This is a genomic window from Aeromonas sp. 96A (assembly GCF_051919165.1).
Taxonomy (GTDB): Bacteria; Pseudomonadota; Gammaproteobacteria; order Enterobacterales; family Aeromonadaceae; genus Aeromonas; species Aeromonas veronii.
Genome location: NZ_JBQBFE010000001.1, coordinates 4,600,425 through 4,624,208 on the forward strand (window position 1 = coordinate 4,600,425; position 23,784 = coordinate 4,624,208).

The 23,784-nt window shown below is 54.8% G+C and carries 15 protein-coding genes and 1 pseudogene; 13 read left to right on the forward strand and 3 right to left on the reverse strand.

Annotated features, from left to right (window positions below; translation table 11 throughout):
• Positions 1–358 precede the first annotated feature (358 nt).
• The 9 genes and pseudogenes from ACTG2W_RS21350 (at position 359) to ACTG2W_RS21390 (ending at position 15,499) form a co-directional block, all read left to right on the forward strand.
• Complete coding sequence (locus ACTG2W_RS21350) at positions 359–2,503, forward strand: type I secretion system permease/ATPase (protein WP_106843946.1); 2,145 nt, start codon at positions 359–361, stop codon at positions 2,501–2,503.
• The gene (locus ACTG2W_RS21355; protein WP_005350982.1) at positions 2,496–3,929 is read left to right on the forward strand and encodes an HlyD family type I secretion periplasmic adaptor subunit; all 1,434 of its coding nucleotides are present in this window, start codon (positions 2,496–2,498) and stop codon (positions 3,927–3,929) included. The genes ACTG2W_RS21350 and ACTG2W_RS21355 overlap by 8 nt, the downstream gene beginning before the upstream one ends.
• Positions 3,930–3,966: 37 nt before the next feature.
• The gene (locus tag ACTG2W_RS21360; protein ID WP_139442622.1) at positions 3,967–5,283 is read left to right on the forward strand and encodes a TolC family outer membrane protein; all 1,317 of its coding nucleotides are present in this window, start codon (positions 3,967–3,969) and stop codon (positions 5,281–5,283) included.
• Positions 5,284–5,418: 135 nt separating this feature from the next.
• Positions 5,419–6,170 (forward strand): annotated as a pseudogene (locus ACTG2W_RS21365) (transglutaminase-like cysteine peptidase).
• Positions 6,171–6,173: 3 nt separating this feature from the next.
• Positions 6,174–8,099: an EAL domain-containing protein gene (locus tag ACTG2W_RS21370; RefSeq protein ID WP_206877790.1), complete on the forward strand. Its 1,926-nt coding sequence runs from the start codon at positions 6,174–6,176 to the stop codon at positions 8,097–8,099.
• A gap of 263 nt (positions 8,100–8,362) precedes the next feature.
• Entirely contained in the window at positions 8,363–8,647 is a 285-nt protein-coding gene (locus ACTG2W_RS21375; RefSeq protein WP_440016524.1) for a hypothetical protein, read from the forward strand.
• A gap of 273 nt (positions 8,648–8,920) precedes the next feature.
• A complete protein-coding gene (locus tag ACTG2W_RS21380; RefSeq protein WP_440016549.1) occupies positions 8,921–14,080 on the forward strand; it encodes a VWA domain-containing protein in 5,160 nt (1,719 codons plus the stop codon).
• Positions 14,081–14,166: 86 nt separating this feature from the next.
• Positions 14,167–14,727: a hypothetical protein gene (locus tag ACTG2W_RS21385; protein ID WP_103251717.1), complete on the forward strand. Its 561-nt coding sequence runs from the start codon at positions 14,167–14,169 to the stop codon at positions 14,725–14,727.
• 55 nt (positions 14,728–14,782) lie between these two features.
• Positions 14,783–15,499, forward strand: coding sequence for an SIMPL domain-containing protein (locus tag ACTG2W_RS21390; RefSeq protein WP_181281650.1), 717 nt, complete (start codon positions 14,783–14,785; stop codon positions 15,497–15,499).
• 136 nt (positions 15,500–15,635) lie between these two features.
• Here the strand turns inward: ACTG2W_RS21390 and ahpF are convergent, their stop codons facing one another.
• The 3 genes from ahpF to ACTG2W_RS21405 all read right to left on the reverse strand — a co-directional run bounded on the left by ahpF (position 15,636) and on the right by ACTG2W_RS21405 (position 19,045).
• Positions 15,636–17,216 carry an alkyl hydroperoxide reductase subunit F gene (ahpF, locus tag ACTG2W_RS21395; protein ID WP_106843942.1) on the reverse strand — a complete coding sequence of 527 codons (1,581 nt, stop codon included), beginning with the start codon at positions 17,214–17,216 and terminating at the stop codon, positions 15,636–15,638.
• A 124-nt stretch (positions 17,217–17,340) separates the two neighbouring features.
• The gene (ahpC, locus tag ACTG2W_RS21400; RefSeq protein ID WP_005337335.1) at positions 17,341–17,907 is read right to left on the reverse strand and encodes an alkyl hydroperoxide reductase subunit C; all 567 of its coding nucleotides are present in this window, start codon (positions 17,905–17,907) and stop codon (positions 17,341–17,343) included.
• A 691-nt stretch (positions 17,908–18,598) separates the two neighbouring features.
• Positions 18,599–19,045, reverse strand: a complete 447-nt coding sequence (locus tag ACTG2W_RS21405) for a CBS domain-containing protein (protein WP_005337333.1) — start codon at positions 19,043–19,045, stop codon at positions 18,599–18,601.
• A gap of 212 nt (positions 19,046–19,257) precedes the next feature.
• Here ACTG2W_RS21405 and queA point away from each other — a divergent pair, with 212 nt between their 5' ends.
• The 4 genes from queA to secD all read left to right on the forward strand — a co-directional run bounded on the left by queA (position 19,258) and on the right by secD (position 23,781).
• Positions 19,258–20,310 carry a tRNA preQ1(34) S-adenosylmethionine ribosyltransferase-isomerase QueA gene (gene queA, locus ACTG2W_RS21410; protein ID WP_021229691.1) on the forward strand — a complete coding sequence of 351 codons (1,053 nt, stop codon included), beginning with the start codon at positions 19,258–19,260 and terminating at the stop codon, positions 20,308–20,310.
• A 74-nt stretch (positions 20,311–20,384) separates the two neighbouring features.
• Positions 20,385–21,521 (forward strand): tRNA guanosine(34) transglycosylase Tgt, encoded by a 1,137-nt coding sequence (tgt, locus tag ACTG2W_RS21415; RefSeq protein WP_106843941.1) that lies wholly within the window; start codon positions 20,385–20,387, stop codon positions 21,519–21,521.
• Between the two features lie 52 nt (positions 21,522–21,573).
• Positions 21,574–21,909, forward strand: a complete 336-nt coding sequence (yajC, locus tag ACTG2W_RS21420) for a preprotein translocase subunit YajC (RefSeq protein WP_005337327.1) — start codon at positions 21,574–21,576, stop codon at positions 21,907–21,909.
• An 18-nt stretch (positions 21,910–21,927) separates the two neighbouring features.
• Entirely contained in the window at positions 21,928–23,781 is a 1,854-nt protein-coding gene (gene secD, locus ACTG2W_RS21425) for a protein translocase subunit SecD (RefSeq protein ID WP_106843940.1), read from the forward strand.
• Positions 23,782–23,784: the final 3 nt, after the last annotated feature.

Genomic DNA, 23,784 nt, shown 5'->3' on the forward strand with positions numbered 1-23,784 from the left:
TTTCACGTAAAACATAGGGTTATATAAAAAACTTCATACCCTAAACTATAGTTTTGGTACGTGCCGGTTGATATAGTGGTGCGCCATAATAAATGTCATTATCAATTAACTCCGACATTCACCCTGATTGCAGTGTTAGCATGGTGTTGATGAGCCAATTATTTTTACCAATAACGAATCATGCCGCCATTGCTGCTGTGCCGGGAAATTGGGGATGAGTGTCGCGATCTATCTGGACAGGTTTATCCCCTGATCAGTCTCATCAGCGGGAAGGCCACTCGGTTTTAGCGTGGCTATAGCAGGGAAATAGGAGCGATGAACGCTCCTATCTACCTCATTTATGCAGTGACAGGATGCTATGCAAGCAGAAACAAGTCGTATTGATGAGTTATTGGAGTGTCTGGTCTTCTTGACCCGTTTTTATGGTGTGCCCAACAGCCAGGATGCCCTGACGACCGGGTTGCCACTGGTCTCCGGACGCCTGACTACCGCACTCTTTTGCCGTGCTGCCGAGCGGGGCGGGTTATCCGCCCGTGAAGTGATACAGCCACTGGCCGATATTTCTCCCTTGCTGCTGCCTTGTGTATTGCAGATGCGCAGTGGTGGCGCCTGCATTTTGCTGGAGTGGAACGAAGATCGCAGCCAGGGGAAAGTGATTTTCCCGCAGGCCGGTGATGCAGCGCAATGGCTGACCTCAGCCCAATTGGGTGATGAGTATCTGGGGCGCCTCTTCTATGTGAAGAAGCAGTTCAAGTTTGACGAGCGCTCGCCCAAGGTACTGGAAACCCGTGATGGACACTGGTTCTGGAGCACCTTGTTCGAATCCCGCGGTATCTATCGCGATGTGCTGATCGCCTCCATTCTGATCAACCTGTTTGCCATTGCCAGCCCTCTTTTCACCATGAACGTCTATGACAAGATTGTGCCCAATCTGGCGTTTGATTCACTCTGGGTGCTGGCGGTCGGGGCCATGGTGGTCTTTACCTTCGATTTTGTGATGCGGCAGTTGCGCAGTTACTTTATCGATATCGCTGGCAAAAAGTCTGATGTGCTGCTGTCCGCCAAGATTTTCGCCAAGGTGATGGGCATGAGGATGGAATCTCGTCCCGCTTCCACTGGCGCGTTCGCCAAACATCTGCAGGAATTTGAATCGGTGCGGGAGTTTTTCACCTCCGCAACGGTTTCTACTCTTATCGATCTCCCTTTTGCCGTCTTCTTCCTTTTTATTATCTGGATGTTTGCAGGCGTAATGGTGGTGGTTCCCATCGTCGCCATGCTGATCCTCATCGCCTACAGCTTCTATATTCAAGAGCCCCTCAAGCAGTCCATCGAAGAGGGTTCACGCCTTGCGTCCCAGAAGAACGCCAACCTGATTGAAAGTATTTCCGGGCTGGAAACCGTCAAGATTTTCGGCGCCGAGAGCATGTTCCAGCATCGCTGGGAACAGGCCGTCTCCCATATTTCCACCTGGGGCGTACAGACCCGCCGCATTACCAACTCTATGTCCTCACTGGCCAGTTATATCCAGCAGGTGGTGACGGTCGGTCTGGTTATTGTCGGTGTTTACCAGATCTCCGAAGGTTTGGTCACCATGGGGGGCATGATTGCCGCCGTGATGCTCTCCAGCCGCGCCATTGCGCCCATGGTGCAACTCTCCGTATTGTCGACCCGTTATAACCAGGCCAAGTCAGCACTGGATATTCTGGAAAAAATCATGCAAACCCCGGGTGAGCAGGAGGAGGGCAAGCAATATATCCATCATCCGGTGATTGCCGGTCGAATTGAATTTGAAAATGTCTCCTTCAAATATCCGGGAATGGAAACCAGCACTCTGCACAATATCAATTTGCGCATTCAGCCGGGCGAAAAGGTGGCGATTATCGGCCGGATTGGGGCGGGTAAAACGACCCTCGAGAAGCTGTTGATGGGGTTGTATCGACCGACCGATGGCTCGGTACGTATCGACGGTTTTGAACTCGATCAACTGCCACCTGCGGTAATCCGCCGCAATATTGGTTGTGTCCCGCAAGATGTCATTCTTTTCTTTGGCTCGGTGCGGGACAACATCATGCTGGGTAATCCGCTGGTGGATGATGTGAGAGTCTTGCGCGCCGCCAAGCGGGCGGGTGTCACCAACTTTACCAACCGGGATCCCAACGGGCTGGATCGGCAGATAGGTGAGGGTGGCCGTCAGCTCTCCGGTGGTCAGCGTCAGTCGATCCTGCTGGCACGCGCCCTGCTCAATGATCCCCCCATTCTGGTGATGGATGAGCCGACCTCCAACATGGACAATCAGTCCGAGATGCAGGTCAAACAGGAGCTCGCCAGACTGGGCCCGGAAACCACATTGATCCTCATCACTCACAAAACCTCGATGCTGGATGTGGCATCGCGAGTTATCGTCATCGAGCAGGGGCAGATCGTTGCTGATGGTCCCAAAGAGGTGGTGTTACAGCAGTTGAAGGAAGGCAAGGTGCGCGTGCAGGAGGTGTCCCATGGTTAAGGGGCTCATGGACTGGTTCAAGCGCAGCAAAAAGACGCCTTCAGGCGAGGTATTGCCAGCACCCGAGCATCTGGAGTTTGTCGATGACGGCGCGGCAGCTGTACTGCTGACCACGCCGACCGGAGCTCGCATCCTGCTATGGTGCTGTTTCCTCTTTTTCATGAGTGCCATCGTCTGGGCGGCCTGGGCCGAACTGGATGAAGTCACCGTGGGTCAGGGCAAAGTTATTCCGTCCCGTCAGCTGCAGGTGATCCAGAACCTGGAAGGGGGGATCGTCAAAGAGATCTTCGTCAAAGAGGGGGACATCGTCGAAAAGGGGCAGCCGCTGCTGCGTATTGATGACACCCGTTTCCGCTCCGACTTTAGAGAACGGGAGCAAGAGGTCGTCACCCTGAAGGGGGATGTGGCCCGTCTGCGCGCCGAGATGGCCAGCGTCGAGGTGAAAAACGACCCGGCACTGGGGTGGCGTGAGCAGGTAGTGGTAGGCGAAGCGCCAATCCAGTTCCCCGATGGTTATGAAACCGTCTTTGCCGAATATGCGCACCGTGAGCGCTCTGTACAGCGGGATCGCCTCAATAACCTGAAGAACCAGCTCTATATTCTTGGTCAGCAAATCGAACAGAAAGAGCAGGAGCTGATTGAACTTAATGCCAAAATTCGCACCGTGAATCGCAGTGTGGATCTGGCCAGACAGGAACTGAATATTAGCCGTCCGCTGGCGAAAGAGGGTATAGTGCCTCAAGTGGAGCTAATCAAGCTTGAGCGGCAGGTCAACGAGATGCAGGGGGAGCTGGAGAGCAACCGTCTGCTGATCCCAAAACTCAATTCGGTACTGCGTGAGACCATCTCCAAGCGTAATGATATTGCGCTAAAATTCAGAGCAGACTCCCAGACTGAACTGAATGAGAAACAGGGGCGGCTTGGCCAGTTATCAGAAGGGCAGGTTGGCTTGCGAGACAGGGTCGACCGGACCAGCGTGATTGCTCCGCTCAAGGGCACCATCAAGAAACTCAAGATCAACACCCTGGGCGGCGTGGTTCAGCCCGGCATGGATTTGATGGAGATTGTGCCGTTGGAGGATACCTTGCTGGTAGAAGCCAAGGTGTCACCGAAAGATATCGCCTTCCTGCGACCGGGGCTGGACGCCATCGTCAAAATTACTGCCTACGACTTTACAATCTATGGAGGATTGCATGGCAAGGTTGAACAGATAAGTGCGGATTCGATCCAGGATGAGGAGGGGAACTCCTTTTATCTGGTTCGGGTTCGAACAGAGAAGAGTTACTTGGGCGATGAGCTTAACGCACTTCCCATCATCCCCGGTATGTTAGCCAGTGCTGATATCATTACTGGTAAAAAAAGTGTCCTAGACTATTTGCTTAAGCCGATTTTACGGGCAAAGCAGTCGGCACTGAGAGAACGATAAGCCAACAATCTAAAAACAAAACATGACTGGAGATAACATGAAAAAAACGATTGTTGCCATGCTGGTCAGTGGCTGCATCCTGATCCCGAGTTTGGGTCAGGCCCAGACTCTGGAAGAGTCGGTGGCACAGACACTTGCTACGCATCCCAAGATAAAGGAAGCGTTTGATCTGTATCAGGCACGACTCTATCAGCATGATGGAGCCAAGGGTGGCTATTATCCTACGATCGATCTGCGTGGCGGCGTAGGTTATGAAAAAACTGACAGCCCTTCAACGCGTCGTGATCCAACTAGTGATGATTCGTTGACTCGTAAAGAGGCTGGACTCAGTCTGCGGCAAATGTTGTTTGATGGCTTTGATGTCAGCAACAATGTCTCCAGAACCGAAGCTGAAGCCAATGCCCAGCGTCTGGCGATGATCTCCGAAGCAGAAAACACCGCGCTGCGGGTGGCTGAGGTCTACCTCAATATGCTGCGTCAGCAGGAGATTTTGGAACTCTCCAAACAAAACCTGGAAACCCACGAACAGATCCGCAGCGACATCAGCAAGCGGACTGATTCAGGGCTTGGTTCTACTGCGGATCAGACCCAGATTGAAGGTCGTGTTGCCCGAGCCTATTCAAATCAGGCTGCTGCTGAAAACAACTATCGCGATGCAGAGAGTGAATTTATTCGTGTCGTGAACGAGGTACCCAAAGATCTGGTGCAGCCGGTTCCCAATACCGAGCTTATCCCGACCAGCCTCGATAGTGCGCTGAAAACGGCGACCGAAGTCCACCCCACCCTGCTCTCTTCCTTGCAGGATATCGAAGCGGCCAAGTATCAGCATGAAGGTGCCAAATCCGGTTTCTATCCCAATGTGACATTCGAGGTCGATCAGAACTGGAATGAGGATATCGATGCTGTTCCTGGCCGTAATGATGACCTGACCGCCATGGTGCGGATGCGTTACAACCTGTTCCGTGGCGGTTCTGATGTGGCAGAGAGCAATGCAACATCGGCGCTCTACTCTCAGGCGAAAGACATTCATTTGAATGCGTTCCGCCAAGTGGAGGAAGGCACTCGTCTGGCCTGGAACGCGAAAGAGTCGCTGGCCAAGCAAAAGACCTTCCTGAAAGAGCATGTTGACGCCAGCTATGACACCGTACAGGCGTACAAGAAGCAGTTTGGGTTGGGTCAACGGACATTGCTGGACGTATTGAACACCGAGAACGAACTGTTCGAGGCGCGTCGCAGCTATATCACTGCCGAGTATGATGCACTGCTGGCGGACTATCGCATTCTCAACGCGACAGGTAGCCTGCTCAATGCATTTAGCGTCAAACAACCCGCTGAATGGCAGGCCAGGCAATAACCGTTTGCCCATGAGCCCGCTGGGATCATGAACGCCAACATGGTGACTGCTGCTGGCAGTCACCATGTTTGGCTAAAGCAGATGGTTGCACGGGCTTTGAGGAGTGCAGCAGCAATAATGCAGCAGGAATATGACGTGACACTCCAGCGCGGAACCGGCGGCAGATGGGGTTATCTTCTTAATGAATGGAGATACCGATCCTTACGCGCTCTGCGCCACTCCTTATGGATCCTGCTGTTACCCTTCTCACTTCTGCTCTGTGCCAGTCAGCCTCTGCCACAGGAAGATCTCAACTTGATCAAACGGGCGGAGCAGACCTATGGCGCCAGAGCCGGCAAGCGTGTAACCAGTTGGCGTATGCTGGTCATGGAGACGAAGGGCAGGGCCCTGAGCGAAGAAAAAAAGCTTGAGCGGGTAAATAATTTTTTCAATCGGATGCGTTTTATTGACGATATCAAGTTGTGGCGCAAAAAGGATTATTGGGCAACCCCGCTAGAATTTTTGGGAGCCGCTGGGGGAGACTGTGAAGATTTCAGTATCGCCAAATACTCTACGCTGCTCGAGCTTGGGATCCCGGATGATAAAATGCGGATGGTGTACGTCAAGGCTCTTGATTACAACCAGTTTCACATGGTGGTGGCATATTATGAGACACCCTCTTCCGTTCCGGTTATTTTGGATAATTTGATAGGCTCGATTCGCCCAGCCACACAGCGGCGTGATCTGGTGCCTATTTACAGTTTTAACGGTAGTCACTTGTGGTTGATGAAGGCACGAGGCCAAGGGGAACTGGCTGGTCAATCATCCCGCTGGGATTATGGAATGATTTACGCAATCGCATGACCTCGGGGCGATTGGCTCGGCCAGTGGTGAATTTGGATGATTAACCTATGACGCTCTATCGACAGTTATTAGCCACCATGCTGCTGCTGTTTGGATTGTTATTTGCGGCCACATACTGGGTGCAATTCAATTCAACCCGCACTTATCTGGCGCAGCAACAGGAAACAACGGTCATCAATACGGCAACCTCGCTGGGGCTTGCGCTCACCCCCTATCTGGAAAACGGTGACAAGGTCGGTGCCGAGTCGGTGATCCAGGCCATTTTTGATGGTGGCTATTATCGACTGGTTCGCCTTGATCTGCTGGCATCAAAGGATGTCATCGAGCAGGAAAATACCAACAATATTCAGGGGGTACCGCGGTGGTTTGTAAATTTGGGACTGTTTCCTGAGGTATCCAACGAGTCAATTCTGACGTCTGGCTGGTTGCAGCTTGGAAAATTAAAAGTAGTGGGTCACCCCGGCCAGGCTTATTACGAGCTGTGGCGGGGGATGAGCGAGCTGGCGAGCTGGTTTCTGGTCGGCTTTTTGATCACCACAATTTTGTTGATGAGAGCACTCAACTACTTGCTCAAGCCACTCAAACAGATCTGTGATCAAGCCGTCGAGATTGAGCTGCACCATTTCGGTCATACGATCCCGGAGCCTAAAACCCATGAATTGAAGCAGGTCGTTCAGGCGATCAACACCCTCTCAAGCAAGTTGGCGTTGCAGTTCAAAGAGCAAGCCGATGAGGCCGAGAAATTGCGTGAGCGGGTTTATGTCGATGCCGTGTCAGGGCTTGGCAACCGAGCCTATTTTGTGGGTCAGGTAAACGCATGGATAGCGGAGGCTGGCCAAGGTGGCGTCATGTTGGTTGCGGTCGACATGCTGGATGATATCTATCGCGATGAAGGCTTTGCTGCCCGTGACAACATGGTCAAATCGATAGCTCAGGCTTTGAAAGAGCAATTAAAAGGGTGGGATGGCGCAGCCTTGGCACGGATCTCCGCGACGGAATATGCGCTGCTCTGTCCAACTGACGATCTGACTCAGCTAAAAGAGCTGGCTGAAGTGATTAATAGCCGCATTGCCGATCTGGTGGTGAATCCAATGGGCGAAGGGGATGCGCTCTCCGTCATCGGTATTGCCGGTCGTGATGGCAATGATGATCTCTCTGCCTTGTTGACCAAAGCCGATAATGCGCTTGGCAAGGCGCGCAATGAACGCCGTGGTGCTGTGGTGATGGAAGGGGGTACCGAGCAAGGTTTGATGGGGCGTTTGGCCTGGCGAGATCTGGTACAAGATGCAATTTCACGACAACTTTGGCGCTTCAAAGCACAACCAGCTTGCCGGTTTGATAATGGAGCAAGGTTGCATGCCGAGCTGTTTGCTTCTATCTCTCGGGATGGCACTGATTATTTTGCCGGTCAGTTCTTGCCCGCGATTGAACAGTTCAAATTGGGTGGCGAGTTTGACCAGGCGGTGCTTGATGCTTGCGTTCCATTACTGCAAAAACAGTCTGATCTGGTTCTGGCGATCAACATCACTGCTGGCTCGCTCTGCTCGGATGAGTTTTTAACCTGGTTGACGCGCTATCTGATCGAGCATGTTGAGTTGAAAGAGCGGTTGTTATTTGAAATACCTGAAGCTGCCATCATGAAACATAAAGACAACGTGGCTGCGTTGGTGGGCACCTTGCAAGCTCATGGCTTCCAGTGGGGGGTTGACCACTATGGTCGTCACTTCCAGTCTCTGGGCTATCTGGAGGAGTTGTCGCCGGCTTATGTCAAGGTTGATCACGGTTATACCAGTCAGGTCATGGAGCCGGGGGCTGACACCTCATTCCTGGCTGCAGTGTGTCGCGCCGCACACAATGCCGGTGTGACCACCATTGCGACCCGTGTCGAGGATCAACATCAAGTGGAACTGCTTTCCAAGTTGCATATCGATGGTTACCAGGGATTTGTTCATCCTGCCTTCCCATTGTCTTGAACTAAATGCTGGAAATGGCCCCGATAGGGGCCTTTTTTATACCAGTCACTTCTCTTTTCGCCATTTTTCTATAACCAACTCAAGGTCGGCCTTGAATGGAGCTGTGTCTAGGGTTCTGATTTGTATTAAGAAATTCCAACTCTTCGATTTTTTTCCGTCCATTTGTTGAATTCCTCTCGAACGTACGCTTTTTTGCAACGGAACAGCGCGCTATCTCCTTCTACGGTGTAGACATCAAGATCTGTCACCTTGGAGCAATGGATATGCGTACCCAAATCATCGACAAGTCCGTGGTTGTCTCAGCTATAGAAGGCAATGTGGAGATTGTGCTGGCTGATGGAAGCAGCCGCCCTCTGCAAAAAGGGGAAATTCTCCAACCCGGAGCAAAATTGGCCATAGCTGATGACGCCAAGCTGGCTCTTTCCCCTTATGACGATACTCCTGCATCGGATGTACCGGCAGGTTCCGAGTCCGCTGAACCTGCTCAACCGCAAGTGGCGGCCAGCCAGGAAGGCGCACCTTCAGATATTGCCGCATTGCAAGAATAGATTCTGCAGGGTGTTGACCCGACTCAAAACTTTGAGGCTTCTGCTGCTGGTGGGGCACCAGCGGCCGGTGGTGGTGGCGGTATTGGTGGGGTTGCGGGGGCCAGTGGTAATGGTGGTTTCGTAACAATTGATCGAACAGGCGATGCCACGATAGCGGCTGCAGGGTTTGATACCACCTATCAGTCCGAGCCGTTTATCAACACTGAACAAGCAGCTGAACCGCTGCTTGAGCCAGAGCCGCTGGAGAATATCCTGCTAGATGAAAGCGAGGTCATTTCGCTTGATGAAGATAGCTCTACAAGCGGTAATCTACTGGCAAACAGTTCCAACCCCGATGGTCCGCAGGCTGCCTCTATCATCAGTTACAGCTGGGGGAGCAACATAGACGTACCTGCTGGCGTGTCGTCGACTCTGACAGGAATTGGCACGCTGATCATCAATAGTGATGGTTCTTTCACCTTTACCCCGGCTCCTGATTATTCCGGAGCCGTACCTACCGTGAGTTATGTGGTTACCGATGGCACTGATATCGTCACGTCAACCTTGACGCTGATAGTGACTCCACAAGGTGACATCGATTTCAACGCTGAGGCCCTGAATGCGGGTGCGACCGAAACGGATGGCACGGTACAGGTGCTGCTGAGCAACACCGTGAGTATCAGTGATGGCGATGGTTCAGAGACCTGGACCAGCCTGGTATACACCTTCGACAACCTGCCGGCGGGGACCGAGGCGGTGGGTGGCAATCTGGTGGGTAACGAGCTGACAGTAACGGCTGTCAACGGGGTATTGCCGGCGTTCGGGCTGGTATTCCCGGCGGATTATTCGACTGCAGGCGTGGCGGGCAGTACCAGCAACAGTGGCGCTCCCATCAGCTACACAGTTGTGGCGACCACCAATGAAGGCACGGCCAACAGCAGTGGCACGGTCACTATCGGAGTGGAAGGGGATATCAGTGTCAGCGCCACCAACTTGGTGCTAGCAGAAACGGATGCACCGGTGGCGGTATCGCTGGCGGCGCAGCTGAGCGTGAGTGCGAGCGACGCGGACAAGTCGGAAGAGGTGACGAGCGTAACGGTGACCCTGAGCGGTGTGCCGGCAGGTGCGTTGATGGGGGCAGGCTGGGTGGCTGGCGCGGTGGCGGGTAGCTACAGCTGGAGCGGTGCGAGCACAGCGGGAGTGCCGGGCTTTAGCTTGCCGGCGGACTGGAGCGGGGTCGTGAGTGGCAACGTGGCGGGGACCACGGACGAGGGCGGGGCAGACAACAAGCCCTTCACCGTAACTATCAATGCCGGCCATGACATCGACTTCAACGTCGAGGCGCTGAATGCGGGTGCGACCGAAACGGATGGCACGGTACAGGTGCTGCTGACCAACACAGTGAGTATCAGCGATGGCGACGGGTCAGAGACCTGGACCAGCCTGGTGTATACCTTCAACAATTTGCCTGCGAATACCACTGCAGTGGGTGGCACCCTGGTGGGTAACGTCCTGACAGTGAACGTGGTGGCGGGGGCATTGCCGCCGGCGTTCGGGCTGGTGTTCCCTGCAGACTATTCGACCGCAGGCGTGGCGGGCAGTACCAGCAATAGTGGCGCGCCTATCAGCTACACAGTTGTGGCGACCACCAACGAAGGTAGCGCGAGCAGCAGTGGCAGCATCACCATCAATGTGGAAGGGGATATCAGTGTCAGCGCGACTGACCTGGTGGAAGCTGAAATAGACGACCCGATAGTGGTATCGCTGGCGGCGCAGCTGGGTGTTACTGCGACCGACGCGGATGGTTCGGAGCAGGTGACCGGCGTGACGGTGACCCTGAGCGGTGTCCCGGCAGGTGCGTTGATGGGGGCAGGCTGGGTGGCTGGCGCGGTGGCGGGCAGCTACAGCTGGAGCGGTGCGAGCACAGCGGGAGTGCCGGGCTTTAGCTTGCCGGCGGACTGGAGCGGGGTCGTGAATGGCAATGTGGCGGGGACCACGGACGAGGGCGGGGCAGACAACAAGCCCTTCACCGTGACCGTCACTGCAACTAACGATGCTCCCATGCTGACTGTCTCGGATCTGCGCATATCCGAGGAGGGATTGCCGAGATCCAATCCAGACAATTCACCCAATCCCGGCGATATTACCGACAGCACCTCGACCAATGCGACGGCAAATGTGACAGATATAGACAGCAATACCTTTACGTTCACTCTTTCTGCTCCATCTGGCCTGAGCTCTGGAGGTTTACCAGTTGTGTGGAGTGGTATGGGGTCTGCGACACTGGTGGGGTCAGCGGGAGGGCTCCCTGTCATACAAGTATCTGTAGATCCGGTTGGAAAATATACCGTCACCTTGCTGGGGCCCATCGATCATGAATTTGGAGACAATAAGGAAGGACTGAAGACATTTACCTTCAACATGTCAGCCAGTGATGGTGACTTGAGTGATACCAAGCAGGTCAGTGTTGTTATTGAAGACGATATGCCCGTGATCACAGGCATCGAAAGTCTGGAAGTGATGAATGTTGCCGACATTACCACCGGTGGATTGTTTGGCGTCTCTTTTGGTGCTGATGGCCCTCTGGGTACTGGTGGACTGAAACTGACTGGATGGCCTGATTTGGCAGGGATCACCGAAACATTGTCGACTGATGGCAAGACTCTGGTAGCAACCATTGATGGTAGTGGGCAGCCACCTAAAGTGTTCTATACATTGACACTCAGTGACGACAATACTTACAGCTTTGAACTGGTTACTCCCCAGCCAACCCAGACTTTCTCGATCGGAGCACAGTTCGGTGCTGGCGGGCCTGTTGAGACGATCGGAGTTACTGCTGGCAGTATTGGTGTCCTGTTCGATGGTCTGCTGTTCAATGGCAGCGTCAATAATCCTCAGGATCTGCCGGGGAGTGATGCAGATAATCTCAACCCGAACAACAATGGTTTCGGGATTAAGAACGGCAACCTGGACAATAACGAAGGGTTTAAGGTATCCACGACGACAGCCGTTGATGGGCTCTCTTTCAACGTCTACGGGGTTGGCAACACCAATACCAGCACCATACAGTGGGTGGCTTATGCTGCCGATGGCGTGACCGTCGTCGATTCCGGAGAGCTTGTTCTGTCAGGACTCAAAGGGTCGATGCAGTTGGCCAGCATAGAACCCGATGGGGAGTTCAGCCAGCTTTATGTCCGCTTTGTGCTGAATGGCAATGACTCAGTGAGGATCGAGAATTTCGGAGTGATCGACAAGATCACGCCTCCTGATATTGACCTTGATTTCAGTGCTACCTTGACTGATGCCGATGGAGATAAAGCCAGCGCCAACTTTACTGTATCGGTCAAGAGCAATGAGCCTCCCGTCGCGTCCAATATTCTGGTTGTGGGCAGCAACACCTCGGATACCCCCGACACTACCGGGACCCCCGGCACGGATGATGATCACAAGGTGCCCAACTCCAACGGTAGTCTGGATGGTCTGGTTGCAGGCGGTGCTGGTCACGATATTGTGGTGGGGGACATCGGAGGCACCAGTACCAATTTCATCCCGGGTAAGAATTACAATATTGCCCTGGTGGTCGATGTGTCTGGCAGTATGGCTGGATCACGACTGAATATGCTCAAGGCCTCCCTGACCCATTTGGTCAACCAGTTGAAAGATCATGATGGTGAGATCAATGTCACCTTGATTGGTTTTGCGGCGAATGCCAGCGAGAGTGTGACAATAGTAGGGCTTGGTGCCAGTAATGTGAGCAACCTGACCAATGCCATTGATGCACTGGTTGCCAATGGTGGCACCAACTATGAAGCCGCGTTCAATCAGGCCGTGCAGTGGTTCAATGATGGTAGCAAGGCTGCTCCCGGTTACCAGAACCTGACATTCTTTGTCACGGATGGTAACCCGACTTACTACCTCAATGACAGCAATCAGGTCGCCGGACCAGGCAACAGCACCACATTTGAGGTGATCAAGGAGTCGGTGGATGCTTTTGTTTCACTCAGTGCCATCAGTCAGGTCAATGCAATCGGGGTGACCAATGATGTTAACAAGGATTTGTTGAAGTTCTTTGATAACACGACTGAAACGGCAGATCAGTTTTACTCGGCAGGCAGCTTCCTTGACTTGGCCACCTTTGGTAGTGGTAGCGGCATAAATGCCGCCTCGGGATGGGTGCTCAGTGGTGATGCTCAGGGATCGCATACTGTTACGAATGGAAGCTTGCGGATCCGGGATGATCGAACCGGTTCTGATTCTGACAGGACAATATTGGCGCTCGCCGTGGCCAATGCCATCCAGGTTTCTGCGGCACAAGCCGGAGCAAGTCTGCAGTTCCAGTATGCCTTGAATGGTGTTAATAGCAGCGACAGCTTCACCTGGAAGTTGGTGAAACTCGAGGGTGGTTTCTGGGATATGCTCAATCCAGTGCAAACGGGCACCATTACTGGCGTTAGTTCGTCTGTTTTGACGGCTTACAGCACTATCACAACCGATGGACTGCCTGTCGGGCAATACGGGTTTGTGTTCGAACTGCTCGACAGCTCCAATGACCGGAATGCTGAGGTACGGATAGACAATATCCGGATCGAGCAGGGTTTCAATGCTCCGATCGGCGATGCCCAGATTGTGACCAGTGCCGAGCAGTTGACGGCAGCCCTGACCGAGGGGGATCAGATTACCGTGTTGCTGGGGGCCGGCAATGACGTGGCCGATGGTGGTGTTGGCAATGACATCCTGTTTGGCGATGTACTCAATACCGATACGCTGGCCAGCGAGTTGGGACTGGATCTGCCCCAAGGTTCTGGTTGGCTGGTATTTGAAACGCTGGAGTCCAGTCATGGGTGGACACGTGAACAGACGGTGGATTACATCCGGACCCATATTACTGAGCTGAGTGGGGAGAGTAGCCGCAGTGGTGGTAATGACACCCTATATGGTGGCAGTGGCAACGATATCCTTTTTGGCCAGGAAGGGAACGACACCCTTGTTGGAGGTGTCGGTGATGATTATCTGGATGGTGGTTCTGGTAGCGATATACTCACGGGCGACCTTGGTAAGGACATTCTGATCGGCGGCCTTGGCAGCGATACCATGACCGGTGGTGGGGAGAGTGACAGCTTCAAGTGGCTGGCGGGGGATGCGGACGGCAGTATCGATACCATTACTGATTTCACTTTAGGTGATACCAACAATGGTGGAGATGTACTGGATCTCTCGGATCTGCTGGTCGGCGTACCTGCAGTGGGGAACAACGAGGATCTGGCAGCCGTGCTGGACAACTATCTGCAGTTCAACACGACGACCAAGACGTTGACGATAGATCCTGCCGGGGCCGGTGGGAGCCCGGAACTGACCATCCAGTTCCAGAATTCACTCGACCTCGCCTCACTGGGCTCCAATCAGGAGATCATCAAGCACTTGCTGGATGACGGTAACTTGAAGGTTGATCCGTAACCCTGTCTTGGGGCCGGGCTTGCCTGGCCCCTGTTTTTTCCTCAAGGGGATGGATAAGATAGCGGCAGTAGAGGAGAGGGGTAATCATGCAGTCATTCAACTGGGTCGACATTGATGGCATCCGTTATAGCTGGGATGGGCAGGGGAACATTACCTGCGCAGGCCAGTTTGGCTATCAGGCCTCGATCGCGGGGGATCGGCTGGATGGGATGGAGATTGAGAATGAGGCCGGTGATGTAGCGGGCTCGCTCTATGTTGACTTCGCTACGGCCTCTATCACTTATGTGCCGGTCATGGATACCGAGTCTGCCCATAACATGATTCTGGTTGGCCATCATCAGGGGCAGCAGGAGTATCCGCTGGCCAGTTTTCACTCTCCGTTGTTGCAAGATTTGCTAGGGCCATCTGATACCATCCCTTGGTCTGCGATGGAGGAGGATAGTGGTGGCACCAATATCGGACAGGCGGTGCAAGGACACGTTCTGTCGTGGGACTCTTTCCATTTCGATGATGAGGTGTTGGTCTGTGGCGCGGCTCCTGCGCTGGATATGGCAAACCAGAGCCAGGATCCCGGCAGCATGGTCACCATTAGTCTCGATCTGACCAATCAGATACTGGATCAGATCCCCCCCTTGCACGATATATAAATCCCGTAGCTGCACGGGCATAATGGCCTCAATCTTTCCGATTGAGGTTTTTTCTATGTGGCGTCCCCTTCTTACTCTTTCCGCTCTGGTTGTCAGTGCTCCGCTGCTGGCGATTGAAGTGCCGCAAGCGCCCCATCTGGTGGTGAGCGGTTATGCCGAGCAGAAGACCGAACCCGATATGCTCACCCTCAATGTGGCGGTGAGTGCACTGGATAAGCAGGGCCTCAAGGCCAAGCAGCAGGTCGATACCAAGGTCGCAGCCTTTTTCAGCCAACTGGAAGGGCTGGGAATAAAGCGCAGCGATGTTGAGGCTGGCAACCTGATGGTCTCTCCGGAATATCAGTATGGCGAGAACAAGAAGCCGGTATTGCTGGGATACCGTGCCCAGCGGCAATTGGCGGTCAAACTCTATCAACTGGATAAATTGAGCCCCCTGATGGATACCGCCCTCAAAGCCGGGCTGGAGTCTGTATCCCAGATTGAGTACGGGTTGAAGTCGCCGCAGGTCATCAAGGAGCAGGCCCGTTTGAAAGCAGTTGAGGATGCCAAAACCAAGGCTGAATCTCTGGCCAAGGCGTTCGGTATGAAGCTTGGCAAGGTCTACAGTGTGGAGTACCGCAATGCTTCGCCCATTACCGCCTACAGCCGCAACCTGAAGGTGGTGCAGGCCATGGCGATGGCTGCTCCCGCGCCGGATATGGCGGACAACAGCTATCAACAACAACAGATCACGGTAAGTGATAATATCGAGGCTGTTTTCTTGCTGGAGTGATGCCCGTCGTTTAAGTCCAGTCATGAACAACCCCGCCATTTGCTGCGGGGTTTTTATTGCGCATCGATGCAGATATAAAAAAGCCGACGCTCGTGTTTACTTAATCGAGTGTCGGCTTTTTGTTGAGCTGGGTTTATCAGGCGGTCACAGCATCAGCTTTGGTCGCTTCCGGCGCCGGGTTGCGGATGAGGTAATCAAACGCACCCAGTGCGGCGGTGGCGCCAGCACCCATGGAGATGATGATCTGCTTGAACGGTACCGTGGTGGCATCCCCTGCGGCGTAGACGCCGGGCAGGGAGGTCGCCCCTTTGGTATCGATCTCGATCTCGCCAAAGCGGGTCAGGGCAATCTCGCTCCCTTTCAGGAACTCGGTGTTCGGTACCAGGCCGATCTGGACGAAGATACCAGCCACCGCCAGGTGTTTGATCTCACCGGTGGTGCGATCTTCGTAGTCCATACCGACCACCTTGCTGCCATCACCGATCACTTCGGTGGTGCGAGCGCTCATGATGATGTCGATATTGCCCATGGAGCGAGCCTTCTTCTGCAGCACTTCATCGGCTCGCAGGGTGTCGGCGAACTCCACCACAGTCACATGCTCGACGATGCCAGCCAAGTCGATCGCTGCCTCGATGCCGGAGTTACCGCCACCGATCACCGCCACTCGCTTGCCCTTGAAGAAGGGGCCATCGCAGTGCGGGCAGTAGGCCACGCCCTTGGTGCGGTACTCGAGCTCGCCCGGCACGTTCAGGTCGCGCCAGCGGGCACCGGTCGCCAGGATCACGGCACGGCTCTTCAAGGTGGCGCCAGAGGCGAGATCCACGTTCACATACCCATCTTTACTGATGGCGGCGGCACGCTGCTCGGTGATCACTTCCACGCCGTACTGTTTGACGTGCTGCTCCAGGCTGGCGGCCAGCTTGGGGCCTTCGGTGTAGGGCACGGAGATAAAGTTCTCGATGCCGACGGTGTCCATCACCTGACCACCGAAACGTTCGGCAACGATGGCGGTGCGAATGCCTTTACGAGCGGCATAGATGGCCGCTGCGGCCCCAGCCGGGCCACCGCCTACCACCAGTACGTCGTAGGGAGCTTTCTCATTCAGCTCGGCGGCCTTGCGCTCGGCGGCACCGGTGTCGAGTTTGGCGACGATCTCTTCGAGCGAGATACGGCCCTGGCTGAACGGTTGGCCGTTCAGGTAGACATTCGGTACCGCCATGATTTGACGCTCGGCAACTTCTTCCTGGAACAGGGCGCCGTCGATCATGGTGTGAGTGATGCCGGGGTTCAGGGTCGCCATCAGGTTGAGAGCCTGTACTACGTCCGGACAGTTGTGGCAGGAGAGGGAGATATAGGTCTCGAAGTGGAACTCACCCTTGAGATTGCGGATCTGCTCCTGCACAGCCGCATCGGCCTTGGAGGGGTGGCCGCCGCTTTGCAGCAGGGCGAGCACCAGAGAGGTAAATTCATGACCCATGGGGATGCCGGCAAAGTGAACGCGCGGGGCTTGGCCCTGCGGCGCGACACTCATGGAAGGCTTGCGAGCGGCAGTGCCAGAGGTCTGGGTGATCTTGGGGGACATCTCGGCGATCTCGCTGGCCAGTGCCAGCAGCTCTGCAGATTTGTCGCTGTCGTTGCCGGACACGCTGATCTCGATGGGATTGACGATGTACTGCAGATAGGTGTTCAGCTGTTGTTTGAGGTTGGTATCCAACATCTTCGAATTCCTTCTTGTGATTGCGGGTCGGCGTGAGATGTAAGCCGTAAAGCAGACCGGCGCCTTTGCTTGGGGCCGGAAACAAAACCGGCCCTTATGCGGGCCGGTCTTGGAAGCGGGAGGCTTAGATCTTGCCTACCAGGTCCAGGGACGGGGCCAGAGTGGCTTCGCCTTCTTTCCATTTAGCCGGGCACACTTCACCCGGGTGGGAAGCAACGTACTGGGCCGCTTTGACTTTGCGCAGCAGTTCCAGTGCGTCACGGCCGATGCCGCCAGCGTTGATCTCGACGATCTGGATGATGCCCTGCGGGTCAATCACGAAGGTACCGCGGTCAGCCAGACCAGCTTCTTCGATCATCACGCCGAAGTTGCGGGTGATGGTACCAGTCGGGTCACCAATCATCGGGTACTGGATCTTCTGAATGGTGTCAGAAGTGTCGTGCCATGCTTTGTGAGTGAAGTGGGTATCGGTAGAGACAGAGTAGATCTCGACGCCCAGCTTCTGGAATTCAGCGTAGTTGTCAGCCAGGTCGCCCAGCTCGGTCGGGCAAACGAAGGTGAAGTCAGCCGGGTAGAAGAAGACCACGGACCACTTGCCTTTCAGGTCAGCGTCAGACACCTGAACGAATTTGCCATTGTGGTAGGCGGTAGCATTGAACGGCTTGATTTCAGTGTTGATGTAGGTAGACATGTAATTGCTCCTTGGTGATGTACATATGCCGGTCTGGTGTTGAAGAGTCTTGCCAGACGAGGCGCTTAACTTTCGATGGATTCATCATAGGGGCTTCCGCTAATCGATAAAAGCCGCAATTTTGAATCGCTTAAATCTACTTATTAGATAGCTCACTATGGCTGTACCTAACATGAATATCTCTGGCCTACTGAGATAACTCCTTGTCGTGGTTCAATATCTGTGCGCTACATCGCCTTTTCAAGGCATAAGAAGGGGTGTGCAGAGCCACGATGACGCGATGAGATAAACGGTGGTGCAAACAGGTGGCGAGGAGGTTGAGACCGTTCCTCGCAGCGATGGGGGATGTGCTGACAAGGGGGAGAGCAGAAAACGCGGATAAAAAAATCCCGGCGCTATCGCAACGACAGGGCCGGGTCATCAAACAAGGAATGGCTATATAAACAAATGCTTTACAGCAAAGACTAACTACGGGGTGTGCAAACTTGCAGACATATGAGAGGAAGATAATGGGTGCACAATCCCTCGTCTCCCCCTCGGCAACTATTGCATGAGAGGGATGATAGTGTGACGCAGATCACAAGGCAAGCATTTGGTGTAATTTTTCAATCAAAATGAAAGTGTTTCATCATTTCAGCTTGTTTTGACGGCTGAAAACGCTTTTATTGTAATTTAATTACAGCTAAATCTGTCAAAAGTCGGTAGGTGGTTCCTGCTCTTCCATCAATTCCAGCAGGTTGATGGCCACGGAAATAAAGTCCGACTCGGTGACAATGCCGATCAGCTTGCGTCCTTTGAGTACCGGCAGGCAGCCATATCTGTGGCGCTGCAGGTAGAGTGCTGCCTCCTTGATGCCGGCGTGAGGATCTACGCTCGCCACTTGCCGTGTCATGATCTCGTCGAGTTGCACGCTGTCGGTAAATTCTGCTTCCCGCTCCGGGCTGATGAGCAGCAGCTTGGATTCCCGGGTGGCCAGGATATCGGTGAGGGTTACCAACCCCAGCAGGTGATGCTGCTCGTCGACGATGGGAATGTGGCGGATCCGCTCCTGCTGCATCAGGTCCATCGCCTGTTTGACACTGTTTGACGGACCCAGAGTGAAGGGATGTTCGGTCATGATTTCGGATAGGGTCATCATGGTGGGCCTCCTTGTGTATCTGCTTTCACCCTAGCCCAGCCCCAACTGGCAAAACATGATCAGGGTCAATACAGAACATTAAAGAATCATTAACCGGAGGTGTGTCTCAATATTGCTCGCTACCCCTTGTCTCTCTTGGGTTTTTGGTCTTTTGGGTTGCCTTGGAAGATGGGGATAACTAGACTAGCCGCCGATTCCCCCCGAGGTGAAAGATGCAAGTATCCGATTTTCATTTTGATCTGCCAGACGAGCTGATTGCCCGCTATCCGATGGCAGAGCGTACCGCCAGCCGCCTGTTGCAGCTCGATGGTCAGACTGGCGCCCTGCGCCACGGTCAATTTGTGGATGTGCTGGATCAGCTCAATCCGGGTGACCTGCTGGTATTCAATAACACCCGTGTCATTCCGGCGCGCATGTTTGGCCAGAAGGCCAGCGGCGGCAAGCTGGAGGTACTGGTCGAGCGCATTCTGGACGAGCACAGCGTGCTGGCCCATGTCCGTGCCTCCAAGGCGCCCAAGCCCGGCACCCGGATGATCATGGATGGTGGCGTTGAAGCCGAGATGCGCGCCCGCCACGACGCTCTGTTCGAGATCCACTTCCTCGACCCGCGTCCGGTGCTGGAAATTTTGGAGGCCATCGGCCACATGCCGCTGCCCCCCTATATCGACCGTCCCGACGAGGATGCCGACAAGGAGCGCTACCAGACCGTTTACAATCAAAAGCCGGGCGCCGTCGCCGCGCCGACCGCCGGCCTGCACTTTGATGAGCCGCTGCTTGAGAAAATTCGGGCCAAAGGGGTTGAAACGGCCTTCGTCACCCTGCATGTAGGGGCGGGGACCTTCCAGCCGGTGCGGGTTGAGAAGATTGAAGATCACCACATGCACTCCGAGTATGCGGAAGTGCCGCAAGAGGTGGTAGATGCCATCGCGGCCACCCGTGCCCGTGGTGGTCGGGTGATTGCCGTTGGCACCACCTCGGTCCGTTCGCTGGAGAGCGCGGCCAAGGTCACCCTGGCGCAGGGCAAACCGCTGGCGCCCTTCTTTAGTGACACCGATATCTTCATCTTCCCTGGTTACAAGTTCCAGATTGTCGATGCCATGGTCACCAACTTCCATCTGCCGGAGTCGACCCTGATCATGCTGGTCAGCGCCTTTGCCGGTTATGACAACGTGATGGCGGCCTATCAGGCAGCCGTGGCCGGGCAGTACCGTTTCTTCAGCTACGGGGACGCCATGTTCGTCACCCGTCGCCAGGTTGAAGCATAAGCTTCAGCTTATTTACCGGGCCGTGCGCGGCCCTCCTATTGTCAGACTGTTTATCTGACGCAGCCGAGGTAGCAATGAAATTTGAACTGAAAACCACCGACGGCCGTGCCCGTCGCGGTCAACTGGTCTTCGAACGTGGTGTGGTACAAACACCGGCCTTTATGCCGGTCGGGACTTACGGCACCGTCAAGGGGATGACCCCGGAAGAAGTGCGTGAAACCGGCGCCGAGATCCTGCTGGGTAACACCTTCCACCTCTGGCTACGTCCGGGTCAGGAAGTGATGCGTGCCCACGGCGATCTGCATGACTTCATGAACTGGCAGGGCCCGATCCTGACCGACTCCGGTGGTTTCCAGGTGTTCAGCCTGGGACATATTCGCAAGATCACCGAAGCGGGCGTCCACTTCCGTCACCCCATCAATGGCGAGAAGATCTTCCTCGACCCCGAGAAGTCCATGGAGATCCAGTACGATCTGGGCTCCGACATCGTGATGATCTTCGACGAGTGCACCCCGTACCCGGCCACTTATGAAGAAGCGCGCAAGTCCATGGAGATGTCCCTGCGCTGGGGCAAGCGTTCCCGCGACAAGTTTGATGCGCTGGGCAACAAGAATGCCCTGTTCGGCATCATTCAGGGCTCGGTCTACGAAGATCTGCGGGATGTCTCCCTCAAGGGGCTGCTGGAGATCGGTTTCGACGGTTATGCGGTCGGTGGTCTGGCCGTGGGCGAACCCAAAGAGGACATGCACCGCATCCTCGAGCACGTCTGCCCGAAAATTCCGGCTGACAAGCCGCGCTACCTGATGGGTGTCGGCAAGCCGGAAGATCTGGTGGAAGGGGTGCGCCGTGGTATCGACATGTTCGACTGCGTCATGCCGACCCGCAACGCCCGCAACGGCCACCTGTTCACCACCGATGGCGTGGTGAAGATCCGCAATGCCCAGCACCGCAACGACACCAGCACCCTGGATGCCGAGTGCGATTGCTACACCTGCAAGAACTACAGCCGTAGCTACCTGCACCATCTGGACAAGTGCAACGAGATCCTCGGTGCCCGTCTGAATACGATTCATAACCTGCGTTACTACCAGCGTGTGATGCAGGGTTTGCGGGACGCGATCGAGCAGGGTAAATTAGACGACTTTGTAACAGAGTTTTACCGTCGGCAAGGGAAGCCTGTGCCTCCGTTAGCTGAAAATGACGTTAAATAACAACAACATATAATTTTGTTTTTTTAAATCTACATCAATAAGAGGTTGTTAAATGAGCATTATCTCCAAGGCGTATGCAGAAGGCGCAGCACCGGGTGCACAGGGTGGTGGTATGGAAATGATCATCATGCTGGCCGTATTCGGCCTGATCTTCTACTTCATGATCTATCGTCCCCAGGCCAAGCGTGCCAAGGATCATCGCAATCTGATGAGCTCCTTGTCCAAGGGTGATGAAGTGCTCACTTCCGGTGGCCTGGTTGGCAAAATTGCCAAAGTGGCTGCAGACAGCGATTACCTGGTGATCGCCCTGAACGACCAGACTCAAGTCACCATCAAAAAGGACTTCGTCTCTGCCGTTCTGCCCAAGGGTTCTATCCAGTCCCTTTAATCTCCCAAGGAGCACAGCGTGTTGAATCGCTATCCGCTGTGGAAATACCTGATGGTGATCCTGGTGATCGCCATCGGTTTTCTATATGCAGCCCCCAATCTTTACGGCGAAGATCCGGCTTTGCAGGTTTCTGCCAGCCGTGGTGCCGAAGTCAAGCTAGATACTCTTGATCTGGTTAAAGAGACCCTTGAAGCGGCCAAGATCCCGGTCAAACATGCTGCATTCGAGCACGGTTTTATCCTGATCCGTTTCAAGAACACCGAAGACCAGCTGAAGGCGCGCGATATCGTTGCCAACAAGCTGGGCGACAACTTCATTACCGCACTCAACCTGGCACCTTCCACTCCCGCCTGGCTCGAAGCCATCGGTGCGGCGCCTCTGAAGCTGGGTCTTGATCTGCGCGGTGGTGTGCACTTCCTGATGGAAGTGGACATGGCCGAAGCACTGACCAAGCAGCAAGAGCAGATGGTGCAGGATTTCCGCTCCGAGCTGCGCACCCAGAAGATCCGTTACTCCGGCGTACGCCGGGTCGGAGATCAGGTGCAGGTGATCTTCCGTGACGAAGCCGATCAGGAACGCGCCGTTTCTCATCTGCGTCGTCAGAACCCTGATTTGTCCTTCACTACCGAGCAGAAAGGGGATGAGTTCATCCTGCTGGCTGGTCTGAGCGAAGCCAAGATCAAGGAAGTGAAGAAGTACGCCCTCGAGCAGAACATCACCATCATCCGTAACCGGGTCAACGAACTGGGCGTGGCCGAGCCGCTGGTACAACAGCAAGGCGCCGAGCGCATTGTCGTTGAACTGCCCGGTATTCAGGATACCGCCCGTGCCAAGGAGATCCTCGGTGCGACCGCGACCCTGGAGTTCCACATGGTCGATGAGACTGCCGACATCCAGGCTGCGGCCGACGGCCGTGTCCCGCCCAGCTCCAAGGTCTATAACGATCGCAACGGTCGTCCCGTGGTGCTGCAAAAGCGGGTGATCCTGACCGGTGACCACATCGTGGGTGCCCAGTCCGGTTTCGACGAGTACAGCCGTCCCCAGGTCAACATCAAGCTGGATGGCCAGGGTGGCAACAAGATGGCCAACTTTACCAAGGACAACGTCGGTAAAGGGATGGCGACCGTCTTCATCGAGTACAAGCCGGTCGGTCAACCGGGTCCGGATGGCAAGCGCAAGTTCCGCAAGCAGGAGGAGGTGATCAACGTCGCCACCATCCAGTCGCGTCTTGGCAGCCAGTTCCGTATCACAGGTATCGACAACGCCAACGAAGCCCACAACCTGGCGCTGCTGCTGCGTGCCGGTGCCCTGATCGCCCCGATCCAGATCGTGGAAGAGCGCACCATTGGCCCGAGCCTGGGTCAACAGAACATCGACAGCGGTATGGAAGCCATCGGCTGGGCCATGCTGGTGATCGTGCTGTTCATGGGGATCTACTACCGCGCGTTCGGCTGGGTTGCCAACTTGGCGCTCTGTATGAACCTGGTGTTGATTGTCGGCATCATGTCGATGATTCCGGGGGCCACCATGACATTGCCGGGTATCGCCGGTATCGTCTTGACGCTGGGTATGGCGGTGGATGCCAACGTGCTGATCTACGAGCGTATTCGTGAAGAGATCCGCAACGGTCGGGGTGTTCAGCAAGCCATCCATCTGGGCTTTGATCGGGCATTCTCCACCATCGCCGACTCCAACGTGACCTCGCTGATCACCTGCGTGATCCTGTTCGGTATCGGCACCGGCGCCATCAAGGGCTTTGCCCTGACGCTGGGCATTGGTCTGACCGCCTCCATGTTTACTGCCATCACAGTTTCCCGTGCCATTATCAACCTGGCTTGGGGTGGACGGCGTATCGACAAGCTGCCCATCTGAGGA

Coding starts and splice junctions, on each gene's coding strand:
- ACTG2W_RS21350 (WP_106843946.1), top strand. CDS start 359: ATGCAAGCAGAAACAAGTCGTATTGATGAGTTATTGGAGTGTCTGGTC.
- ACTG2W_RS21355 (WP_005350982.1), top strand. CDS start 2,496: ATGGTTAAGGGGCTCATGGACTGGTTCAAGCGCAGCAAAAAGACGCCT.
- ACTG2W_RS21360 (WP_139442622.1), top strand. CDS start 3,967: ATGAAAAAAACGATTGTTGCCATGCTGGTCAGTGGCTGCATCCTGATC.
- ACTG2W_RS21370 (WP_206877790.1), top strand. CDS start 6,174: ATGACGCTCTATCGACAGTTATTAGCCACCATGCTGCTGCTGTTTGGA.
- ACTG2W_RS21375 (WP_440016524.1), top strand. CDS start 8,363: ATGCGTACCCAAATCATCGACAAGTCCGTGGTTGTCTCAGCTATAGAA.
- ACTG2W_RS21385 (WP_103251717.1), top strand. CDS start 14,167: ATGCAGTCATTCAACTGGGTCGACATTGATGGCATCCGTTATAGCTGG.
- ACTG2W_RS21390 (WP_181281650.1), top strand. CDS start 14,783: ATGTGGCGTCCCCTTCTTACTCTTTCCGCTCTGGTTGTCAGTGCTCCG.
- ahpF (WP_106843942.1), bottom strand. CDS start 17,216: ATGTTGGATACCAACCTCAAACAACAGCTGAACACCTATCTGCAGTAC.
- ahpC (WP_005337335.1), bottom strand. CDS start 17,907: ATGTCTACCTACATCAACACTGAAATCAAGCCGTTCAATGCTACCGCC.
- ACTG2W_RS21405 (WP_005337333.1), bottom strand. CDS start 19,045: ATGATGACCCTATCCGAAATCATGACCGAACATCCCTTCACTCTGGGT.
- queA (WP_021229691.1), top strand. CDS start 19,258: ATGCAAGTATCCGATTTTCATTTTGATCTGCCAGACGAGCTGATTGCC.
- tgt (WP_106843941.1), top strand. CDS start 20,385: ATGAAATTTGAACTGAAAACCACCGACGGCCGTGCCCGTCGCGGTCAA.
- yajC (WP_005337327.1), top strand. CDS start 21,574: ATGAGCATTATCTCCAAGGCGTATGCAGAAGGCGCAGCACCGGGTGCA.